This window comes from Oceanobacillus sp. FSL W7-1309 (assembly GCF_038002145.1).
Taxonomy (GTDB): domain Bacteria; phylum Bacillota; class Bacilli; order Bacillales; family Amphibacillaceae; genus Oceanobacillus; species Oceanobacillus profundus.
On record NZ_JBBOBX010000002.1, the window covers coordinates 1,270,181 to 1,292,721 of the forward strand.

At 38.9% G+C, this 22,541-nt stretch carries 20 protein-coding genes; 6 read left to right on the top strand and 14 right to left on the bottom strand.

The window, feature by feature from the left end; all coding sequences use genetic code 11:
• The first annotated feature begins 263 nt into the window (after window positions 1-263).
• Window positions 264-1,700 carry a sodium/proline symporter gene (locus NST46_RS18875; RefSeq protein ID WP_341137585.1) on the top strand — a complete coding sequence of 479 codons (1,437 nt, stop codon included), beginning with the start codon at window positions 264-266 and terminating at the stop codon, window positions 1,698-1,700.
• A 126-nt stretch (window positions 1,701-1,826) separates the two neighbouring features.
• Here NST46_RS18875 and NST46_RS18880 read toward each other — a convergent pair whose 3' ends face one another.
• From NST46_RS18880 to nadC, 9 genes are all read right to left on the bottom strand, one after another.
• Window positions 1,827-3,371, bottom strand: coding sequence for a solute symporter family protein (locus NST46_RS18880; RefSeq protein WP_095307561.1), 1,545 nt, complete (start codon window positions 3,369-3,371; stop codon window positions 1,827-1,829).
• Complete coding sequence (locus NST46_RS18885) at window positions 3,368-3,715, bottom strand: DUF485 domain-containing protein (protein WP_095307563.1); 348 nt, start codon at window positions 3,713-3,715, stop codon at window positions 3,368-3,370. The genes NST46_RS18880 and NST46_RS18885 overlap by 4 nt, the downstream gene beginning before the upstream one ends.
• Window positions 3,716-3,803: 88 nt before the next feature.
• Window positions 3,804-5,489, bottom strand: coding sequence for an acetate--CoA ligase (acsA, locus tag NST46_RS18890; RefSeq protein ID WP_251660032.1), 1,686 nt, complete (start codon window positions 5,487-5,489; stop codon window positions 3,804-3,806).
• Window positions 5,490-5,670: 181 nt separating this feature from the next.
• Entirely contained in the window at window positions 5,671-6,423 is a 753-nt protein-coding gene (locus tag NST46_RS18895; protein ID WP_095307564.1) for a LytR/AlgR family response regulator transcription factor, read from the bottom strand.
• 7 nt (window positions 6,424-6,430) lie between these two features.
• Window positions 6,431-8,170, bottom strand: a complete 1,740-nt coding sequence (locus NST46_RS18900; RefSeq protein ID WP_341137760.1) for a LytS/YhcK type 5TM receptor domain-containing protein — start codon at window positions 8,168-8,170, stop codon at window positions 6,431-6,433.
• Entirely contained in the window at window positions 8,170-9,714 is a 1,545-nt protein-coding gene (locus NST46_RS18905; protein ID WP_251659940.1) for a solute symporter family protein, read from the bottom strand. Before NST46_RS18905 ends, NST46_RS18900 begins: the two co-directional genes overlap by 1 nt.
• Before the next feature lie 298 nt (window positions 9,715-10,012).
• Window positions 10,013-11,950, bottom strand: coding sequence for a TRAP transporter permease (locus NST46_RS18910; RefSeq protein ID WP_341137586.1), 1,938 nt, complete (start codon window positions 11,948-11,950; stop codon window positions 10,013-10,015).
• Window positions 11,951-12,042: 92 nt separating this feature from the next.
• On the bottom strand, window positions 12,043-13,050 hold the full coding sequence (locus NST46_RS18915) for a TAXI family TRAP transporter solute-binding subunit (protein ID WP_095307573.1): 1,008 nt from the start codon (window positions 13,048-13,050) through the stop codon (window positions 12,043-12,045).
• Between the two features lie 23 nt (window positions 13,051-13,073).
• Window positions 13,074-13,919, bottom strand: a complete 846-nt coding sequence (gene nadC / locus NST46_RS18920; RefSeq protein WP_251660028.1) for a carboxylating nicotinate-nucleotide diphosphorylase — start codon at window positions 13,917-13,919, stop codon at window positions 13,074-13,076.
• A gap of 245 nt (window positions 13,920-14,164) precedes the next feature.
• On the opposite strand from nadC, the gene NST46_RS18925 reads away from it, so the two are divergent.
• Both NST46_RS18925 and NST46_RS18930 read left to right on the top strand, forming a co-directional pair.
• Window positions 14,165-14,692, top strand: coding sequence for a transcription repressor NadR (locus NST46_RS18925; RefSeq protein ID WP_095307577.1), 528 nt, complete (start codon window positions 14,165-14,167; stop codon window positions 14,690-14,692).
• Window positions 14,693-14,782: 90 nt separating this feature from the next.
• Complete coding sequence (locus NST46_RS18930; RefSeq protein WP_262366407.1) at window positions 14,783-14,914, top strand: hypothetical protein; 132 nt, start codon at window positions 14,783-14,785, stop codon at window positions 14,912-14,914.
• Between the two features lie 27 nt (window positions 14,915-14,941).
• Here NST46_RS18930 and NST46_RS18935 read toward each other — a convergent pair whose 3' ends face one another.
• Window positions 14,942-16,036 carry a glycerol dehydrogenase gene (locus NST46_RS18935; protein WP_251659936.1) on the bottom strand — a complete coding sequence of 365 codons (1,095 nt, stop codon included), beginning with the start codon at window positions 16,034-16,036 and terminating at the stop codon, window positions 14,942-14,944.
• A 353-nt stretch (window positions 16,037-16,389) separates the two neighbouring features.
• Between NST46_RS18935 and NST46_RS18940 the strand changes: the two genes are divergently transcribed.
• Entirely contained in the window at window positions 16,390-16,800 is a 411-nt protein-coding gene (locus tag NST46_RS18940) for a CHRD domain-containing protein (protein ID WP_158586311.1), read from the top strand.
• Window positions 16,801-17,038: 238 nt separating this feature from the next.
• Here NST46_RS18940 and NST46_RS18945 read toward each other — a convergent pair whose 3' ends face one another.
• Complete coding sequence (locus tag NST46_RS18945; RefSeq protein ID WP_341137587.1) at window positions 17,039-18,256, bottom strand: EAL domain-containing protein; 1,218 nt, start codon at window positions 18,254-18,256, stop codon at window positions 17,039-17,041.
• A 218-nt stretch (window positions 18,257-18,474) separates the two neighbouring features.
• Here NST46_RS18945 and NST46_RS18950 point away from each other — a divergent pair, with 218 nt between their 5' ends.
• Window positions 18,475-19,614, top strand: a complete 1,140-nt coding sequence (locus NST46_RS18950) for an acyl-CoA dehydrogenase family protein (RefSeq protein WP_341137588.1) — start codon at window positions 18,475-18,477, stop codon at window positions 19,612-19,614.
• Between the two features lie 54 nt (window positions 19,615-19,668).
• Here the strand turns inward: NST46_RS18950 and NST46_RS18955 are convergent, their stop codons facing one another.
• Window positions 19,669-20,118 (bottom strand): MaoC family dehydratase, encoded by a 450-nt coding sequence (locus NST46_RS18955; protein WP_303450847.1) that lies wholly within the window; start codon window positions 20,116-20,118, stop codon window positions 19,669-19,671.
• Window positions 20,119-20,299: 181 nt separating this feature from the next.
• Window positions 20,300-20,719 carry a lipocalin-like domain-containing protein gene (locus tag NST46_RS18960; RefSeq protein ID WP_341137589.1) on the bottom strand — a complete coding sequence of 140 codons (420 nt, stop codon included), beginning with the start codon at window positions 20,717-20,719 and terminating at the stop codon, window positions 20,300-20,302.
• A 191-nt stretch (window positions 20,720-20,910) separates the two neighbouring features.
• Here NST46_RS18960 and NST46_RS18965 point away from each other — a divergent pair, with 191 nt between their 5' ends.
• Window positions 20,911-21,357: a MarR family winged helix-turn-helix transcriptional regulator gene (locus tag NST46_RS18965; protein ID WP_341137590.1), complete on the top strand. Its 447-nt coding sequence runs from the start codon at window positions 20,911-20,913 to the stop codon at window positions 21,355-21,357.
• Between the two features lie 115 nt (window positions 21,358-21,472).
• On the opposite strand, the gene NST46_RS18970 is transcribed toward NST46_RS18965, so the two are convergent.
• The gene (locus NST46_RS18970; protein ID WP_341137591.1) at window positions 21,473-22,516 is read right to left on the bottom strand and encodes a YkvI family membrane protein; all 1,044 of its coding nucleotides are present in this window, start codon (window positions 22,514-22,516) and stop codon (window positions 21,473-21,475) included.
• Window positions 22,517-22,541: the final 25 nt, after the last annotated feature.

The following is a 22,541-nucleotide window of genomic DNA, read 5'->3' on the forward strand; positions in this document are numbered from 1 at the left end:
ATCGGTGGAAATGGTATAAATTTTTTGTGCAATTATGCTGTATTTTTTATTCTCTCATTCTTATATAAATAGAATAATATTATTAATCTATTTTCATAAACAAAATAACTCGTTCATCCATTGCAATCAACAGAAACGATTGAGTTACAGTTCCCTCAACACATGTTCTAGAAAAAAATATGCAACAGGAGTTGGTATATGACCAATAAATAGTACTGATTTCAACTTTTTGCAGTATTTGAATTTAACATTTGGAGGTTGTTATGAATACGATTATTTTAGTTGAATTTATTCTTTACTGTATTGTAATTGTTTGGATAGGCTACTATTTTAGTAAAAAAACGAAGACTCAAGCTGATTATTTATTAGGTGGAAAAAAACTGCCTGGCTGGGCTTTAGCCTTTTCTGAGCGTGCAACAGGAGAATCTGCTTGGCTACTATTAGGTTATACCGGCTTTGTATTTATGACTGGTTTATCAGGTATATGGGTGGCTGTAGGAATTGCATTAGGAATTATTTTTGCTTGGTTAGTTTTAGCAAAAAAATTTATGGCAGAAACAGATAAATATAATGTGATAACACTTCCCGATTATTTAGCTGTTCGCTTCGGTGAAAAAGCAACCATAATACGCTGGTTAACAAGTGTTTTAATTGCTGGATTTTTAATGTTTTATATTAGTGCTCAGATGGCTGGTGCTGGAAAAATGTTATTTACAACATTTGATATCCCTCCGGTCATTGGTATTCTAATAGCAACAGCAATTATTATTTTAACGGCTTTTGCTGGTGGGTTTATTTCGGTTGTTTGGACAGATATGGTACAGAGTGTGATGATGTTAATTACATTGGTCGGCTTACCGATTGTCGCACTCGTTTACATTTATACAAATGACTTATCAATTAGTCAATCCCTAGCTGCTTCAGATCATTCATTTAATTCTTGGTTTGGTGGATTGACTGGGTTTTCATTAGGTGTTCTTTTTTTCAATAATTTTTCCTGGTTCTTCGGTTTTTTAGGTGGGCAACCACAACTTAGTGTACGCTTTATGGCCCTGAAGAATAATAAAGAGGCAAATCAGGGTAGTCTCGTTGCGATTGTCTGGACATTCCTTGCATATGGAGGCGCATTTTTAATTGGTCTAGCTGCAATAGCAATATATGATCAAGGAACATTCACCGATGTTGAAACCCTTTTGCCTGCAATGGTGCTTCATTTAATGCCACCGTGGATAGCGGGGCTTTTACTAGCCGGTGTATTAGCAGCAATTATAACGACTGCAAATTCACAGTTATTAGTAGTTACGAGCTCTGTTACAGAAGATATTATCCATAAAGCATTAGGTATTAAGCTTACGGATGGGCAACTTGTATGGCTATCCCGGCTGTCAGTTGCATTTTTTGGGCTTGTCGGTATGGTCATTGCGTTGGTATCAGAATCATTAGTCTATCTTATAGTCAGCTGGGCATGGGCTGGTGTTGGCTGTACCCTTTCTCCCGCTATTCTAATGACATTTTTCTGGAAACGTTATTCAAGTGCAGGGGTTATTGCTACAATTTTGTCTGGATTATTCGCAACAATCATTTGGATAAGTACACCACTTGAAGGAATCGTTACATCACGTTTTACAACATTCTTCATCGCAGCTTTCTTTGGAATTGTCTTTAGCCTTTTAATTCCAGATAAAAAAGAAAACACATAAGCACTCCCTGCACTAAATAGTAGATTCAATTAATATTGATCAAACTATAGCATAATGACAACTAATATATTCCCTACACAAAAATGCTTGCAACATTTCAGCTGCAAGCATTTTTTCTATTTCTCTCTAGTGACTCACACCACTCCGCTTATAACCTGTATTTGCCTTCACCTTCACTTCTGCATAACGTTTCTTATCCGTTTCTTTCGATAATATCGTTCCTAAATATCCTCCCAGAAACCCAAGTGGTACCGATACAAGTGCTGGATTTGTAAGCGGGAAAATTGGTTCTCCTACAAATAATGCTGCACCTTCAACTGGTGAAAAAACACTTGGGCTAATCGATACAAGAAGTAATGCAGATAGTAATCCCGTCAGCATTGCTGTAACTGCCCCCGCAGTATTGAATCTTTTCCAATATACAGTATAAAGAATAACCGGTAAGTTTGCACTTGCAGCAATACAAAAGGCAAGTGAAACTAGAAATGCTACATTTAAATATTGTGCAAATAATGCTAAGACTATAGATAGAACAGATACGGCTAATGATGCGTAACGAGCTGCTCTTACTTGCTCTTTTTCCGTTGTTTTCCCTTTTTTTATAATTTGACCGTATAAATCATGAGCGAATGCCGATGCACCGGATAGTACAAGACCGGCCACTACCGCTAATATAGTGGCAAAGGCAACTGCCGAGATAAAGGCAAACAAGAAATCTCCACCGATTGCTTGTGCGAGTAGCGGTGCAGCCATATTCCCACCAGGGTTTGCTGCAATAATTGTGTCATAACCAACAAATGCCGCTGCTCCAAAACCGAGAAACAGGGTGAGAACATAGAAGATACCAATCACCCATGTTGCGATAACAACTGAACTTCTTGCTGTTTGCGCATCTCTAACCGTGAAAAACCGCATAAGAATGTGTGGTAATCCTGCTGTACCAAGAACTAACGCCAACATAAGTGATAATGTACCAAGTGGTTCTGTATACTGTAAACCAGGCATTAAATATGCTTCCCCATGTGCCGTTACAGACTTTACATCGGTAAACATCTGTCCAATATTAAAATTAAACTTCAATAATACGAGAAATGTCATGATGACCATCCCAGCCATTAGTAGTACAGCTTTTACAATTTGAACCCAACTCGTTGCAATCATACCGCCAAATAATACGTAGATTGTCATCATGACACCAACAATGAGTACAGCCATCCAGTAATCTATGCCAAACAATAGCTGGATGAGTGCCCCAGCACCAACAAGCTGTGCGATCATATAGAACGTACTAATAGTAATTGTGTTCAGCGCAGCCGCTCCTCGAACCTTCCTGGCATCAAAACGAGAATTAATCATATCAGCAAGTGTGTATTTACCAAGATTACGCAACGGTTCAGCAACTAGGAATAGCACAACTAAATATGCAATTAAAAATCCGATGCTATAGAAAAACCCATCAAATCCAAATAGTGCAATGGCACCCGCAATTCCTAAGAAGGATGCCGCTGACAAATAGTCACCTGCAATTGCTAGGCCGTTTTGCATGCCAGTGAGTCCACCGCCGGCAGTATAAAAATCACCAGCCGTTTGCGTCCTCCTGGCTGCAAAAAAAGTGATGATTAGTGTTAATAGAACAATTGCGAGAAAAAGTATTATGACTGTAGGGCTCATCGACCATCTCCCCCTTGATCCATTTCTTTTATAATTTGATCTGCTTGCTTATCAAAGGAAGCAGCTTTTTTCACATAAACTGTGCATAACACCCATGTCATCACAAATTGAGCCAAAGCGAACAGCCATACCCAAGAAATATCTCCAATCACTGGTGTATTTAAAAAGGTCGTATAAGAAGTTAAAATTGGCAGTAAAAAGTAAAATACTAGGAAAAAGATTGTTAATGGTACAATAAATTTCTTCCGATCATGCATTAGCTTTTTAAAAGATTTACTTTCGGTTACTTGAACATAGTCTACCTCTTTTGTAACCTTTTGCTTATATTCTTTTTCTGCACCCATATGCATCCTCCTCGGATTTTGAGCTAGGAGGTTTTCTAAGCTCCCTGTCTTAGAAAACCTTTCCACCCCTAAAATAGTTTACTAACCTCTATTCTTCCATCGTTGATAAGTCACCTGTTGGCAAACCGAGATCCCATGCTTTTAAGACACGGCGCATAATTTTTCCACTTCTTGTTTTTGGTAAAAAGTCCCGTATTTCAATTTCCCTAGGTGCAGCATGTGCCGCAAGCCCTTGCTTAACATATAATCGAAGCTCCTCTTGCAATTCATCTGTTTTCGTATAACCATCCCTTAAGGCAACAAATGCTTTAATAATTTCGCCGCGGACCGGATCAGGCTTTCCAATTACGGCCGCTTCTGCAACAGCAGGATGTTCAACGAGCTTGCTTTCGACTTCAAATGGCCCAACACGTTCACCTGAAGTTTGAATAACATCATCATCCCTGCCACCAAACCAAAAATACCCATCTTCATCCATTGAAGCCAAGTCCCCTGACTCAAACCAACCATCTACTGGAAAATATTGATTAAAGCGTTCTTCATTTTTCCATACCGCTCGAAGCATGGATGGCCATCCAGCTTTTACACAGAGCTTACCCATTTGCCCTTGTGGAAGTTCATTGCCTGCATCATCTAAAATTGCAGCTTCAATACCTGGAAATGGTTTGCCCATCGAACCTGGCTTCATTTCCATGGAGCGATAATTGGCAATGATAATGCCACCTGTTTCTGTCATCCACCAATGATCGTGAATCCTCAATTTATAAACTTTCATTCCCCAATGTACGACTTCTGCATTTAACGGTTCACCAACACTTAAAATATGCCGCAATGAACTTAGATCATATTCTTCTGAAACATTATCACCTACAGACATCAATCTTCGAAATGCTGTTGGGGCACTTAGCCACACCGTGACACCGTACTTTTCAATCGTTAAATACCAATCTTCCGGACTAAAACGCCCTCCACGAATGAGGTTGGATGCGCCGTTTAACCAAGGTCCAAAAATCCCATAGGAGGTACCAGTTACCCACCCAGGATCAGCTGTACACCAATAAATGTCCTCTTCCTGCAAATCCAATACCCATTTAGCGGTTTGATAATGCTGAATCATTGCATTATGAGCATGTAAGATCCCTTTCGGCTTTCCAGTTGAACCAGAGGTATAGTGTAAAATCATTCCGTCCTCACGGTCTACCCATTCAATTTCTAAATCACGCGAGGCTTTTTTCATTTCTGTTTCGTAATTGTAAAACGTAATATCTTCCGTGTTATCTGGCAGCTCATCTTCACCAACTAAAATAATCTGATTTAAATGAGCAAGCTCTTTATATGGCACACGCGGCAAAAGATCCTTCGTTGTAATCAACGTCGTCGCATCACTATTTTCTAACCGATCCCGTACAGCCTGCTCCATAAAAGCTTCAAATAATGGGCCAACAATGGAGCCATTTTTCAAAATCCCTAGCAAACTAATATAAAGCTCGGGTGATCGTGGCATGAATAAGAAAACTCGGTCACCTTTTTCGACTCCAATAGTTCGCAATACATTCCCAAATTGATTGGATCGTAATTTCAAATCCCGGAATGTATATTTTTCGTCCCGATTTTGATCACTGTAATAAAGTGCAACTTTGTTCTTTCTCCAGCTCTCTGCATGGCGATCAATTGCTTCATAAGCCATATTTACTTTTCCAGTTTCGTACCAAGAAAAGTTCTTCTCTACATCTTTCCAATTAAACTCCTGATATGCTTGGTCATAATCTGGCATATTTACTTTCTCTTTAACGGCTGCAAATGTCTCAGTCACTCTGTATTTCCTCCCTTTATTATATTTCCAGCTTTTTTGTAAGCGCTTACCGAGATTATAAAGGAAGTTAACATACAAGTGAGGAAATCCGCTTCAATGGTTTAAATTTACGATTGAATTGTTTTAATAGTGTTATTAATGGTTAATTTCCAAATAGATCAAAAAGATGTTTCCTCGCAGCCCGACTAACGGGAATTGTTGTTTGTTTTTTATCTTTTAATGTGACATTACTTGTTCCGTTGAACCAAGGTGTAATCTCCTGGACATGATTCAAATTGACAAGGTAACTGCGATGGGTCCGAAAAAAAGCATAGCCCTGAAGCTTCTTTTCCAGCTCTTGTAATGTCATCCTGCTGTGAATTATCTTATCCTCTGTATGTATCTCTAACATCCGCTTGAATGGAACGGCATAATAAATTGCATCCGGAGACAAAACAACCGTTCGATCGTTATCATCTATCAATAATTTCGTCGCCTGAGTCCTGCCTTGAATTGATAAATCCTGGCCATTTCTCTCTGCTTGCTGCATTCGTTTGCGGATACGATTCATCGCTGTTTGAAACCGTTCTGTATCATATGGCTTCAGCATATAATCAATCGCTTCTATTTCGAAGGCTTCTACTGCATATTCATCATACGCAGTGGTAAAAACAAATAATGGGACTTTCATGTAAGCAAGCTCTGTTATTTTCTTCGCTGCTTCTACACCACGCATACCTGGCATATGGACATCAAGAAAGATAACATCTGGTTCATGTTCAAGGTATAGCTCTACTAATTGTTCCCCAGTTTCCGCACTTGGCAACAGCTTTACATCTTGTTCTTTTTCTAATAAATAGATTAATTCTTCACGTGCCAGTTGTTCATCCTCCGCAATTATCGTGTGAATTTTCATATAAAACCTACCTTTCTTTATATGGGATCGTAAAATAAACCTCACTACCACTCACAGGTAAATTCCGAACATGTAAGCGTGCTTCCTCACCAAGCAGATTTATTAAGCGCTGATTCACATTATATAAACCGGTCCCGCCATGCTGGTTTTCCGTCAGCACAACATTTCCAACCTGAGATAGAATTTCTTCAGAAAACCCTCGCCCGTTATCTCGAACACTTATTTTCATTCGATCACCTTTTCGTTCCATCGTTACCTCAATTCTTCCTCCTTCTGTAACGTGCTCCAGTCCATGCCCGACACTATTTTCAACAAGTGGCTGGATTGATGACGGTGGAATAAGCAGATGGGAAATTCCTTCTGGCTGTGTAAATTTAATTTGCAAGCGACTCGTAAATCGGGTTTGAATAATCGCAATATATGCTTTGACATGTTCCGCTTCCTTTGTAAGTGGCACGAGATGTGTGGAGACAAGCTTCAAATTGAACCGCATAAAGTGCGCTAATTGAACGGTGATATGTCTTGCTTTTTCAGGGTCTTTACGAAATAATGCTGCAATCATATGCAGGGTATTAAATAAAAAATGCGGATTGATTTGCGCTTGTAAACTACTCAGCTCTGCATCGCGCGTATGTAATTCAATCCTTTCCGCTTTGATTGTTTTTAATTGATTTTCGATCAATTGTCCGAGACCCTCTGCTAGCATGAGCTCAACCGGACGAATATGCTGTGCTTTAAGAAAGTATAATTTTATCAGTCCAATTGTTTTACTTGCTTCTAATATTGGAATAATAATGACAGCTTCTAATGGGCAATTTTTATTGGAACATTGAATTTCCGACTTTGAATAAGCAACAAGCATCCCCTGGGTTTCCACTGCCCGGTGTGATAGTTTTGTCGTTAACTGGTTACCTTTCTTGTGATGGTCACTCCCTATCCCTTTATGTGCCATTACTTCTTTTTCATTTGTAACCGTAACCGCTGCTAATTTTAAACGGGCATAGAGAAGTCCCGCAATCCCTTCAGCTTTTTTTTGAAAGGAATCTTCCTTTAAAAAAGGTAGTGCTTCTTCTGCTATCGTCAATGCTTGCTTTGTTGCAAATGCTGCTTCATTTTCCTGCTCTCGCATTACAATGGCAATCATTGCTGTAAAAATTGCAATGGCAATACTATTCGATAATACAACTGGTAATCCGATCGTATTAATCATGGCAATCATTTCCCTATCCTGCGAATCAAAAATAAGTAATAAATGCATAAGTAAAATGGGTGGGAAAATCCCAATAAATAGTGCTTTTATTGGTGAGATAACTCGTTCTTGTGAAAAAAATCGCGCCGTAAATCCTGCCATTATTCCTGTTAAGGGATTCACGAGGCTATTCGCTAAAAATCCAATCCCCCCTAAAAAAAACAAATGCGTACCAGTAATAATCCCAGCTCCAAGACCAACGATTGGTCCTCCTAATAACCCTGCAATTACAATAGCAACTAAACTAGAACTAACAACCATTTGATTATCCCTTACATCCCAAACAAATGCTTGGACTACCGTAAAGTCACTCCCGATAACGACTCCGGTTAGTGTCCCTGCAATTCCAAACAAACCAAACACACACGCATGAATAACTGCCATTTTAAAACTAAATTCACGATAAAGCAGTGACCTAAATCCAGGGCTTCTTGTAAGGACAAAGGCAATAATCAATAATAAACCTAAACGTTCGAATAAAACGATTGTCAAATACATCACGGACGATCTCTCCTTGCATCAATCCCTGTTTGTGATTTTAGATAGAAAGCATGGAATGGAACCGTATCTTCTTGTCCTTTACGAGATATTTTCGCTCCAAAATACGCCCCTAAAAATCCAATTGGTATTGCAATTATTCCTGGGTTATAGAGTGGTATAAAGGCATCTCTTGCAATCCAACCTCCATCTAAATTCATCACGTGTGGTCCGACTAATAGCAGCAATAAAGATGCTGTTAAGCCACAGACCATTCCAGTAATTGCTCCAGTTTGATTAAACCGTTTCCAATAGATGGTTAATAATAGTACTGGCAGATTACTAGATGCTGCAACAATAAATGTTAGCGAAACAAGAAACGTTACATTCATATTCCTTAACCCAAGTGCACATAACGTTGATAGAAGGCCAATAAAAAAAGCGGTCCAGCGCGCAGCACGTAAGCGTTTCTTCTCTGTTGTATTACCTTTTTTAAGGATATGAAAATAAATATCATGCGAGAAAGCAGTCGTAGCCGAAATGACTAAACCAGCTACAACCGCTACAATTGTTGTAAAGGCAATCGCAGCGATAAATGCCATTAGAAAGTCGCCACCCAAGTTCTCCGCTAATAATGGTGCAGCTAAATTTCCGGATGGATCAAGCAAAACCAATTCCTCAAACCCAACTAGTGCAACCGCACCCAGCCCTAAAACAAGCGCAATCAAATAAAATACACCAATAATCCAGCTCGCAGTTAAGAGAGATTTGCGCACTTCTACCGTATTACGGACGGTAAATAATCGAATTAAAATATGTGGTAAGCCGGCAGTACCAAGAATTAAGGCAAGATGAAGCGAAATTGTTTCAATCGGGTTATTAAATAAATGACCTGGTAACGAAAATTGATCACCTAATGGAGAACCGAGTGCAACTTGTTCTAAGAGGGCTGAAATACTCCAATTAAACCGAGAAAAAACAATGAGTGCGAGTAGAAATGTACCAGATAAAAGTAATACTGTTTTAATGATTTGGACCCATGATGTAGCAAACATTCCACCAAAAACAACATAAATAGTCATTAATAATCCTATAATTAACACAGAAGTTGAATAATTAATATTTAACAATAAACGAATCAACAATCCTGCAGCAACTAATTGAGGAATCATATAGAGAACCGAAATGATTAATGCACCAACAGCCATCACTCCACGCATTTTATAACTCGGAAAGCGTGCGCAAATCACATCTCCTAGTGAATATTTGCCCAAGCGGTGTACTGGCTCAGCAATAAAGAACAATACAATTAAATATGAAACTAAAAATCCAATCGCATACAAGAAACCATCAAAGCCATTAATCGCAATGGTACCAACAATTCCTAGAAAGGAAGCTGCACTTATATAATCCCCTGCAATTGCCATCCCATTTTGTGTACCTGTTAAACTACCAGCAGCAATATAGAACTGGTTGGTTGTTTTACTTTGCCTTGCCGCCCAATAGGTAATAATTAAGGTACTAACGACAATACAGAGAAAAAATAGTAGATAGGTAATGTTCATCGGCTCACCCTCGTTTTTTTAAGGTAGAGGATCATTATTCGAGAGCTAAATCCTCATGCTGTATTGTTAAATGCACATTTTTTAAAATATGTAAAAATAAATTCAATTCTTTATTTTTATTTTACTATAAATTTTATATGATAGGGGGTTAGAAGTAAAGGCTTGCGCGTAGGTTGATTCAGTGTTCTTGAACTAACTGAAGTCTTGGCAGCTCTCGTTCTCCTACTTCATAACATACAAAACGAGGCATTATCAAGCTACAATATTACCTTGATAACACCTCATTCGATAAAGCTGACTAAGATCGAAGTTCAGTAGCTCTAACAGGCATTTCTTCTTTTCTTTTATTCTGTGAAACATAGACTAAAATAATAATTACGATACCAAGTGCGCTCGTCCATAGATTAGCATACATAGATAGCGCACCGCTCACAACTAATAGAATCCGCTCCAAAACATTCGTCCGTGTTTTTAACCAGCCAATCACCCCTCCTGCTAGAGCCGTGACACCAATAACAGCAGTCAAGAGTGCCAGTAATACTTCTACAAAACTTCCGTCCATTAAGAGGGCGGGTTCTAAGACAAACATGAATGGGACAACAAAACCGACAATACCTAGTTTGACAGCCTCTAGTCCTACGCGGTTCGGGTTTGCCTCGGCAATTCCCGCTGCGGCATATGCGGCAACAGCAACAGGTGGGGTAATTGCTGAAAAAATTGAAAAGTACACAATGAAGAGATGTGCAGCTATCACTGACACCCCTAATTCGATTAAGGCTGGACCTGCAAGCATCGCTGTTAGGATGTATGCAGCAGCAACCGGCATTCCCATCCCTAATACGATACAAATCAGCATCACAAGAATTAATGTCGGAAACAACATCCCTTCTGTTAATCCAAGCACAATACTCGTTACCTTTCCACCAAGACCAGTTGTCATAATACCAGCAATAATAAGACCTGCGGCGGCACAGGCTGTTGTTACAGGAATTGAGGACCTTGCGCCATCCACTAATGCCTCATAAGTCTTTCGCACGCCCATTCGTGTCTCTTTGCGAAACCAGCTAACAATGATTACTGCAAGGAGGCCATAGAATCCTGTACGTGAAGCACTGTAACCTTGCACTAAGAGAACAACTAGTACAATTAATGGAATAAAATAAAACCAGCCTTCTTTAAGCACTTCGCTGACTTTCGGAATATCTTCCTTGGCAGGTCTTGGTAAATCAAGGCGCATGGCCTCAAAATGAACCATCGCAAATAAAGAAACATAATATAGAACGCCAGGAATCAATGCTGCAATTACAATGGACCCATATGACATTTGTGTCACTGCGGCCATTAAAAACGCCGATGATCCCATAATCGGAGGCAAAATGCTTCCCCCTGTAGAGGCAGCAGCCTCCACTGCTGCTGCAACCGCTGGTGTATAGCCTGATTTTTTACTAACCGGAATCGTAAAGTTTCCCGTAGTCACAACATTTGCTGTTGGGCTGCCAGAGATAGAGCCGAAAAATGCACTAGCAAGAACTGCTACCTTTGCAGATCCTCCTCGCGTTCTTCCTGCAATAGCTGTTGAAATCCGAAAGAAAAACTCCCCGGCACCTGATTTTTGCAAGAACGCACCAAACAACATAAACATAAACACAAATGAAGCCGCTACAGAAATTGGCGATCCCCAAAGTCCATTAAAGCCGTAGGTGAGCTTTTCAATAAACTCAACCGCAGACATTTCCCGATGACCAAATAGCCCATCGAAATGATGGCCCCACAATGTATAAGCAAACCCAATAAACACAAGAACAATAATTGGAAAACCAATCGTACGTCGTGTTGCCTCAATCGTTAAAACAATAAACACAAGTCCGAAAAAGAGATCCCAACCTGTTAATGGATTCATAATTGGTATTCGAACTGCAATCCGCTCAGCATGGAACGTGAAATAGATACCCGCACTGATTGCCAACACAACAAAGGAATAGTCAATCAAGCTAGGCTTATGACTTCGAACTGCTTCCTTTTGTGAATAGCCATAAAGTAAAAATGTAAGTGCAAGAATAAATGCTAAATGGATTGCCATTTGATTAAGTGGATCAAGATTCCCAAAAATTACAGACCAAATTTGGTAAACAGACAATCCAAATGCAAAAAATATAAAAAGCTTCATTGGGAGGCTGGATAGATTACGCTTGTATCCTTCCAACAGCCATCTGGTTAATACTGCTTTCCTGTTCACAACGCAATGACTCCTTTCGAGAAAAAGCAAAACCTAGTAATCTTTTCTAAAGCAAGCAATCTGGCGCGCCCTCAATAGAACACAAAATAATATTATGGAAGCATTCCTTTCTCTCGGAAAAATTTTTCCGCACCTGGATGCAGTGGCACATTACCAACTTTCATCATGTTATCTTCTGATAGACTATTAAATTCCTTGTGTACCGTTCTAAGATAGTCAAAGTTTTCATAGATCGCCTTTGTCATCTGATAGACATCTTCTTCCGGAACATCTTTATGAGCAATAAGTATTGCCGGGGTGCTAACGGTCGCTACGTCTTCCTCTAAAAAGGGATATGCAGTAGCATTAATCGTTCCTGCATCCATTCCAAGCTTTTCGGATACACGCTCGATCACCTTTCCATTTAATTCAAGCATTTTCAGACGCATCAATGTTGACGCTTCGATAATATCGCTTGAAGGCGCTGACACCGCATCTCCACTAGCGTCAATCCGATTATCGGCCATCATTTCAAATGTTTTCGATCCAGATAAATAATCAATCGATCCTCCCCAAGAAATAATGTCACCATAGGAGATTCCATATGCTTCTAAAATGTTGCGGGTAATAATTTCACCGGCTGCTCCCTTTTGATCGACTGCCAATCGAATTGGAGCTTTTTGCTTAATCATCTCTTCAAAGGAATCATAGTAAACGTCCGCAGCAACTATAAATTGGTAGTAGTTTGCCGGGATCACAACACTTACAGATCGAATATCTTCATAGGGCTGATCATATGGCTCATCACCACTATATGCTGCGTAGGAAGTCATCGCATAGGATAATCCATACGGAACAGTTCCCGTAGCGACGGTTAGTGGGTTTTCCACGATTCCACCTGGTTCCACCGTAATAATAGCTCCTTCATGTTCCCTGCGAATTGATTCTGCGATTCCTTCAGCAAAAACAGACCAAGCACCACCAACCCTTCCACCAACAATCGTTGTGTGAAAAGTCGCTTCCGATTGAACCGCCCCTTTTGCTTCTTGTTCGTTATCTTTTTCACATGCAGTTAGGAAAACAAACCCAAAAATAATTGCAATAACGATGGTTTTGTTCATCAAACGGCCTCCTGTTGCTGGCTTTATTTTTTACTTCCTTCATTCACCTGCAAGCTAATATCCAATGCTTGAACAGAATGTGTTAATGCACCTAATGATATGTATTGCACCCCAGTATTTGCATACGTTGCTAGATTAGCAAGCGTAATTCCACCAGATGCTTCGGTTACGATAGAAGCGGGTACAAGATCGACAAATTCTTTTACTTCCTCTGGACTGCGATTATCGAACATGATAACATCTGCTTCTGCATCTACGGCTTCCAATACCTCGCTTTTATTCTCTGTTTCCACTTCAATCTTTATCATATGACCAAGTGCAGCACGTGCTTTTTCAACCGCTTGTGTAATTGATCCACAATAGGAAATATGATTATCTTTAATCATCACACCGTCATATAATCCATTTCGATGATTCTTCCCTCCGCCAGAAGTAACTGCATATTTATCAAACATTCTTAGACCTGGCATTGTTTTTCTTGTGTCACAAATACTGATCGATGGATCGTTCAAGGCTTCTGCACAGTGGTTCGTCATCGTCGCAATTCCACTCATACGCTGCAAAAGATTTAAGATTACACGCTCTCCAGAAAGTATGGAACGGACAGATCCATAAACTTTTGCAATCACCGTTTGTTTTTCAATTTTATCACCATCATTAAAATGTAGCTCCACCTCCACTTCAGAATCCAGTAAATGATAGGTTTCCTTAATAATAGAGAGTCCAGAAAGAACTCCCGCTTCTTTCACGATAAACAAGCCTGTTCCCAATTGTTCCCTTGGGAAAATAGAATCGCTCGTCAAATCTTGATCACCAATATCTTCGATTAAAAATGTTTCGAGTGCTTTTCGTAGTTTGATTGGATTCATAATCGTTACTCCTTCACTTGTTGTCAGTCTGATTGTGATTGTTTTCACATTAAAGACATTAGAATACGCTTACTTCCAGAAAGACTAGCAATCCTCTAGAGACAAATCTAGGTTCAGCTACTAGATAAATAGTCATCTGTCTTGACTTCTATATTTACATAGAATTAATATATTATCAAGTACTACTTACAAAATCACACGTAATTGGACTAAATGTCACAGAAATGTTTAAGGAGGGCAATAAAATGCAGCACGAAAAAATGCCTTCAGCAAAAAGACAGCAGCTCATCATACAAAAACTAAAGCAATCGGATCAACCAATAAGTGGCAGTGATTTCGCCAAACTTACCAACGTATCCAGACAGGTGATTGTTCAGGATGTGTCGATATTAAAGGCGAAAAACGAACCGATTATCGCAACAAGCCAAGGGTATCTCTATCTTAACGAGCAAACAAATAATCAAAAGCAACAAGTAATTGCCTGTAAGCATGATGCTAGCCAAACACAAGAAGAGCTATACTTGATTGTTGACCATGGGGTAACGATCAAAGACGTTATTGTAGAACATCCTGTATATGGTGACATAACCGCTTCGATTCGGGTCAGCAACCGAAAGGAAGCTGACGAGTTTATCAAAAAGATCCAGTCCACGGATGCTTCATACTTATCTGCACTAACCAATGGAATTCACCTGCATACTCTTGAATCCGATTCAATCGTTAAAATTGAAGCTGCTTGTAAGGACTTAAAAAACTCCGGCATTCTAATTTAATTTGTTTCGGTCGAATCATGTTTGAAATGGAGCTACAACGGTTACAGGACTATATAGAAATACATCCTAGTTTGTCAGCGAGGTGATAACATGTCCAATCAAGACAAAGAAAAACAAAGCGATGACTCGCTAGAGCAAAAGCAAAAAAACAATGATCCAAACCAGGATATCGAGCCACAACGTGAAACAGATTCAAAACCTCAGGAAAGTAATAGAGAGTAAGGCGGTTACCAGCCTTACTCTCTTATTTCATTTAGTTTTACTCAATTGATCCACCGCGAGAATTGCCGTAGCAACATCATCTGGAGTAACATCCTGGGAAAGATTTCCCATTGTTTCTCCCTCCTGTGTAGCTGCTTCTCCAACTCTTCGCAAATCTTCGTAGGATACTTCTTCTAAATGCATTTCCTTTAATGTTGTAGGTAATCCAAGCGCTCGATAAAATTCAATATATTTAAGTATTTCATCTTGTGAATGCAATTCTAACACGAGCTGCGTTAATGTTCCATACGCTACCTTCTCACCATGTGTCAAATGGTGAATATCACCCTCGAGTACGGTAAAACCATTATGAATTGCGTGTGCAGCTGCTAGTCCACCACTTTCAAAACCAAGACCGGATAGCAATGTGTTCGCTTCAACAACGGCTTCCACATGCTTCGTGACCAGGCCCTTTTGCACTGCTTTATAAGCTGCTTGTCCATAAGCGAATAATGTTTTTTCACAGGCTTCAGCAATTGCTCGTGCGGCAATACTAGTCTTGCCGCCTGCCATTGCATCTCCATTGCTTTTAATTGTTGCTCTTGCCTCTACCCATGTTGCCATTGCATCCGCAATTCCAGAAGCAAATAGTCGTGGTGGAGCACCTGCAACCACTTTCGTATCTACGAGTACCAACTCCGGATTTTTATCATAAAATTTATAGGACTCGAACACACCTTCATCACTATAAATAACAGATAAAGCACTGGTTGGTGCATCAGTTGATGCTGTTGTAGGAACAATCACAACACTCACTGCCAGACCATCAGCAACTGCTTTCGCTGTATCAAGTGTTTTTCCTCCGCCAACTCCGATGACGCTATCAACTGCTTCGTTCTTCCCATCTTTTACAATTCTTTCTACTTCATTTAATGAAGCTTCTCCATTAAATTCTACGTAATGAAAATCTAAATCATCTGCTTTCAAGCTCTCCTCTATTGTGGAGCCTGTTATTTTCCAAACGGTTTCATCTGAAAGGATTAAAGGCTTTTTGCCAATTGACTTAACATGCTGTCCAATATCTTTTAATGCATTCTTCCCTTGAATATACTTACTAGGTGAGGTAAAAATAATATTCGCCATGTTTTCGCTCCTTTTTATGTAGTTTCATCTCTATTATGCCATACCCATTAAAATTTATTTTAGGTACGCCATGAACCATATATTCCCTTTATTCCTCTTTTTAAAACGCACCTATTCCTTATAGGTGTTAGCCAAAATTATACTAAACCGTTTACATAGGGATAGTCGTACAAGCAAAATTGCTTCTTGGTAATAGAATACATTAGAAAACGTGGCATTCGTTGAAGGGATTTTAATAAGTTCCTGCTTTTAAGAATTCTCATACTTTGGATCGCGAGCTTCCTTTAGTAAATGCCTTCGTTTCACAAATCCGGATGGAGCTTATTGATAACTATAAATGGAGGGTAATTTTGATGTATAATGACTATTTTTATATTGCAGAATTAACAGGCTCACAAGAGTCACCACCAGTTCGGACATATGCTGATGGTACAACACTCTTTCATGTGAGTAGAAATGGGAATGAAATCCGCTATCGACTTGCTGCCAATAATATTAACAATATGACGCAAGCACATATTCATGTCGGACGCAGAAATATTAATGGACCTGTCGTCGCTTTTTTATCCAGTGAAGCTGCCAGTCTTGAAGAACAAGAAACTATTTTAGAGGGGTTCCTAACATCCGCTGATCTTACTGGACCACTCAAAGATAAATCAATCTCAGACTTAGTTGATCTAATGAATGCTGGAAAAGCATACGTCAACATCCATTCAAAATCATACCCGAATGGAGAAATCCGAGGAAAGATCACGCAACACTAAAAAATGCAAGATCATCCCATATGATACTACCTTAGGCTGATTTTTTATCAGCTTTTTTATTTTCTTGAAATTTAATAATCTTATCTAAGTCTAAATAGAAATTCTATTTTACCATAAGGATAAACGGCCAATATACCAATTAAAAAAAATCCATTTTGACTTTGACTAAGCTGTTGCAAAATGGATTTTTTACATAGTATACAAACAATGGTTCATTCTTGGACTTTCAAACAGTTAATTATAGCAAACCTTCTTGTTCATACAAATAAGCATATGGAATATCTAAAAATACATACAACGTTTCTGAAATCGGGAACGAATAGGTTCTAATGCGTTCATCTCTTTCAATATCTGTGTATAAGTCAGATAAGAGCCCTTTTTTCTCGACATTCATACGCATCACATTTTCGAAAAAGTACGGGCGCCAGCTCCAGTTTTTATTCCTACCTTCATAATGCAGTTCCCACTCTCCTATAGCATTTTTCTCTGCATTTGATGACAGTTGAATCCCTTCTTCATTACAAATATAGATACGAAAAGCAAAGTTCGTGGATGCCTCACCAATTTTCAGGATAATATCATCATAAGCATCATCTGATTTTACAGATGGCAGCATCATTTTAAATTGCTCATTAATCCAATTGGTTAATTCAAGCTGGGCTTTCATTTTTTTACGTTCAAATAATACAAACCGTTGAAAGTCTGTTTTAATCTTTTCTTGAGAACAATCTGCTTCGACAAAATTAGATTCTGGCTGTTTTAGATAACTTCCCTGGTAATAATGCCCACCATGACGCCATGCGTAGTTTAATTGACTATATGTAGTGATTCCCTTAAACAGGAGTGCCGCTCCAATTTTACGAGAAAGCATCGATAACGAATGATGGACATCGCCATATAGCTGCGGTAATAGGTCATCATCTAAAAATCCAGCATCTACTTTTACAATGTTTGGTTCTAATTGAACTAAACGTTCTAAACTAGCATTTCGTTGTTCAACATCAATGGCAATCCGAATACCAAGCGTCTTCATATATTTGATGAGCTTTCTTAAATCATTGCTTTGCTCCGTGATTGAAGCCTCCTTTATTTCTATGATAATTTTATGCAAATCCAGTCCTTTTTGGGCACTAGATTGTAAAAGAGTTAGCAATGATTCTCCATCATCTTTCATTAATAGTCTAGCATTATAATAAAATGTCAGATTCATTGACTGATCACTTTCCATAAACGTATGCAATGCCTTTTGTTGAACATCATTATTCAGTTCAAAGTGGAAATCTCCAGGGATTGAACCGTCATCAAAAAACCAGTCCAACTGCTTTAGATTGCCGTTTTCTTCTTTAAATAATGGAAGTACTTCATAACCAACAATCAATTGCGTATCCGCACTGATAACCGGTTGGTAATATGGTATTACCTGCTTCAGATTTAACATAACCTCTAAAGGATCCAACCCAATCACCTCCGTTAGACACATGCTGCTTCCCTATTACCTGTCAGCTTTCATTACGACATTTTTAGGGGATACTAAGAGTATACTCCAAAATTGATATTTTCTTAACTAACAACTTCAATTTACTTTTTTAAGAAGGAATGAAATAATAGATATATTAATCCAATCTGTTTTATAAGATTTAGTAACCAATTCTTTTATGTACAGGAGGATCACAAATGAAGCTTACAACATTAAATGCTATGTCAGAACGAATAGAACTGTTAAAAAAAACAGTTGAACCTTTCAAAGTTCGCGCCCAGGCGCATGATGAAAACGGGACACTTCCTCATGAAAATTTTGAAGACTTAAAAGCAGTTGATTATCCTGCTTTAACAGTTCCAAAGCAATTTGGCGGAATGGAAATATCGCTAACTGAAATGCTGCAGCATCAAGAAGTCATTGCCCAGGCTGACGGCTCAACAGCACTTTCAATCGGCTGGCATATGGGCATTGTCAAGCATCTCGGTGAAAATGAACGTTGGCCTGAAGGGCGCTACGCAACTGTTGCTAGAGATGTCGTTAAACATGGCGCATTATTAAATAACGCCGCTTCTGAGCCGGCAACCGGAAGCCCAACGCGCGGTGGCAAACCGGAAACCTTCGCAACGAAAACAACAGGTGGCTGGATTGTAAATGGAAGAAAAACCTTCACGACACTCTCACCCATTCTTGATTATTTTATAGTCAGTGCTTCCATTGATAGTGAAGATCAAGTTGGGAATTTCTTGATAAAACGTGATAAACAAGGTGTGCGTGTTGATGAAACATGGGACTCAATCGCAATGCGCGGAAGTGGAAGCCATGACTTAGTCTTAGAAAACGTTCATGTAGATGCTGATGACCTTGTGGAACGAATCAAACCAGGTCGAAAAAAGCCCGCTGGATGGCTATTACATATTCCTGCATGCTATCTTGGAATAGCACGGGCCGCACAAGCTTATGCAGTTCAGTTTGCAACAACTTACTCGCCTAATAGTATTACAGGAACAATCGCTGATTTACCAAATATTAAGCAAAAATTAGGCGAAATGGAGCTTGCAGTATTAGAATCGGAGCATTTCCTTTATTCTGTTGCAAGAAAATGGGATGAAAATGGAGATACAATCCGACAAACGATGGGACCTGAGCTTGGTGCAGTTAAATTATCTGTCGTAAATAAGGCGATTCATATTGTTGATTTGGCAATGCGAGTTGTCGGTGCGCGCAGCTTATCGAAACAAAATCCATTACAGCATTATTACCGTGACGTGCGTGCAGGACTCCATAACCCACCGATGGATGATGATATGACGATTATGCAGTTGAGTGGGAGATAAGGTTTTACTCACTTCAACATAAAAGTGCACATAATCAGCGCATTATGTGCACTTTCATCTTCCCCTACGAAAACTTAAAAGTTTAGCAACTAAATGTTGACAAACCTCATTATGTTGATTTATCGTTTCACATTCCACAAATAAAAGAGCTTGGTTCGGTTTCGTTTTAGAAGGTTTGATTTCTTTAATGGTGCTTTTCACATGTAGAACATCAGTTGAGCGAGTAGGACGTGGCCATTTTATTTCTCCGCCGGCGCCAATAACCCCATGCGCAAAAGGGAGACTTTCTGTCAATAACCTCATCGTAATCGAAGCAGTATGCCAACCACTAGCAGCTAAACCCTTAAAAAAAGTATCTTCTGCCAGGTTTTCATCACAATGGAAAACTTGCGGATCAAACTCGTGCGCAAATGCTTTTATTTTATCTGTACTTAATTCATACGTTTCACTGATAAACACATCACCTACTTTTAAATCCTCCAGAAAAAGTGTTTGTTTAGCCAAACTAATCCCCTCCTTATAAGCGTGTATTTTTGAATACGAATAGTTTTCATATTAATTTTTCCAGCATAACCCTATGAATTGAATTGTTTATCTACACCTCTAATAGGCTCGATATAGCTTCACCCTTTTGCCATTATCAACCCCTTTTAAATGTCTTCTTTGCTATGTTCGGAATAAAATACTATGGAATGCGCTTCCAAATAAGCTTTTGGTTTGGATTTAAACCGTTGCGAATTCTAAGAATATCTCCTTCAATTGAAGCAATACGCGGCTGCTGTTGTCCGAGCCAAGTCGGATTCATACTTACTTCCATATGATGGGGTAACGTATTTGTTTCTTCGATCACCTCATATTTCCCTGCATAGGACATGTACCCTAACGCAGCCTTAGCCATTTCATCCTTTGTTCCTTTATGTGAATCACCTGATACATATGCCGGGCGTTTTTGTCGCATCAGCTGAGCCGACATGTAACCTTCTGGATGATACATAAGAAATCCTGTCGCATCTTTTCCCAGTGGGTATATGATATTCCTCTCCTTATCTTTGGACTGATAGGAAATAAGTGACCATACTCCTATTATTTGTTCTTGTAATGTCATAAACATTCTCCTTCTAATAATTTAATATATGTATATACATATATTAATAAAAAATTAAAGTTCGATTACCATTGAAATTAATGTATATACATATATAATGGTATTAATAATTGCATTATCTGTCAAGAATTAATTTTCAGTTAATTATTGATACCAATTTTTAATTTACAGATTGAAAGGAGATCTACTTTATGAAAAATCTAGACAATGAGTTGGATTTTATTATTCAGACCTGCGCTTGTGCCAATATTAGAAAGGCAGCGCGAATCGTTACACAAGTTTATGAAAAGCAAATGGCATCGACTGGTTTAAAAGTCACGCAATACTATATGCTAGTAAACATCGCTCGCCATCGAGAAATTTCCATTAGCAAGCTGGGAGACATCATGTTGCTTGACCAATCTACCATTACTCGTAATGTGAACATATTAAAGAAAGATGGATATGTAAACATTACAAGAGATAAAAATGATTCAAGAACTAAATTCGTTTCGATAACCGAAATGGGACTTAGCAAAATAGAAGAAGCAACTCCCATTTGGTTAGAATTGCAAGAAAAGGCGGAACATGAATTAGGTAAGAAAACGTATAACGATTTGTTAGAGAAACTCCAAAGGTTACAGCAATCCATGGAATGAATGCTAATACGTCCCCTCCCCATCTATGATATGGAATTATTTTTGTAAAATCATCTAGAAATAAAGCAGGGACTCGCCTCCTGGACTTCATCCCTGCTCGCATCAATTAAGGATTTCACTTCTCCGGCATCCGCTTAACAATCAATAAAAAGAGCATAAACAATCCCAGATAGCCAAATAACGGATAGAGAACGGTCAGTAATTTCCCATAACCCGCTTGGCTAATAACAAAAATAACAAACAGAATAAGTAAGACCGCATGCTGATAACGCAGACCAAATGCTGCCTTTAATTGCCGCGTGATTCCGAAGACATTCCCAACAACGGTATTAAATATCTCCCCAAAAATAACGAGCAGAAAAAAGACATGAAGCACAGTCCCAAATAACTTAACGATTTCCGCCATCGGAATATCATATGAGAATGTCGTTGGAAAAGCAGACAATGAAAAATGACTCATGATTAATATGAGAAATAGACCGAATCCACCTAAAAATCCGCCCCATTTTAAAATACGCTCATCTCGAATCTCATTCCCTAAAGGCACAAGCACGACAAGTGCTGTCATTAAATTAAACGAAGAATAAGTTAGTGGTGAAATAATCCACTCCCAGCTTTCTGAATGGAGGATTGCCATCACTTGTCCAACCAGACCATCTGTTTTCCCACTAAAAATAGAAATAAATACGAACAGACTAAATAAAATCATTAGTGGAACAATATAGGAATTAATTGCAAAAATACCCCTCATTCCTTTTAACACGACAATATAACAAAGAATAATCGTTATTATAATTCCGAATTGGAAAGAAAGACCAAGCTGTTCGTGGAAAACCGCTCCAGCTCCCGAAAGCATAACCGAGGTGACGCAAATGACAACAATAAACATAAATATATTAACGAACTTGCCGCCTTTTGAACCAAATAAATATACATTTAAATCCTGATACGAGTAAGCCCCAATGCGAGCAGATATAATCATAATTTTCGTGCCGACAAAGATAAATAAAAAGCCCGTGATAACAATCCCGATTGCTCCAAATGTACCGTGCACACTAAAAAATGTAACAATTTCCTTCCCCGTTGCAAACCCCGCTCCAACAATCGTGCCAATATACGTTGCAGCAACTAAAAGAATCGAAAAAATTTGCTTTGCCAACGCCTCACCCCCGTTTTATGTATAT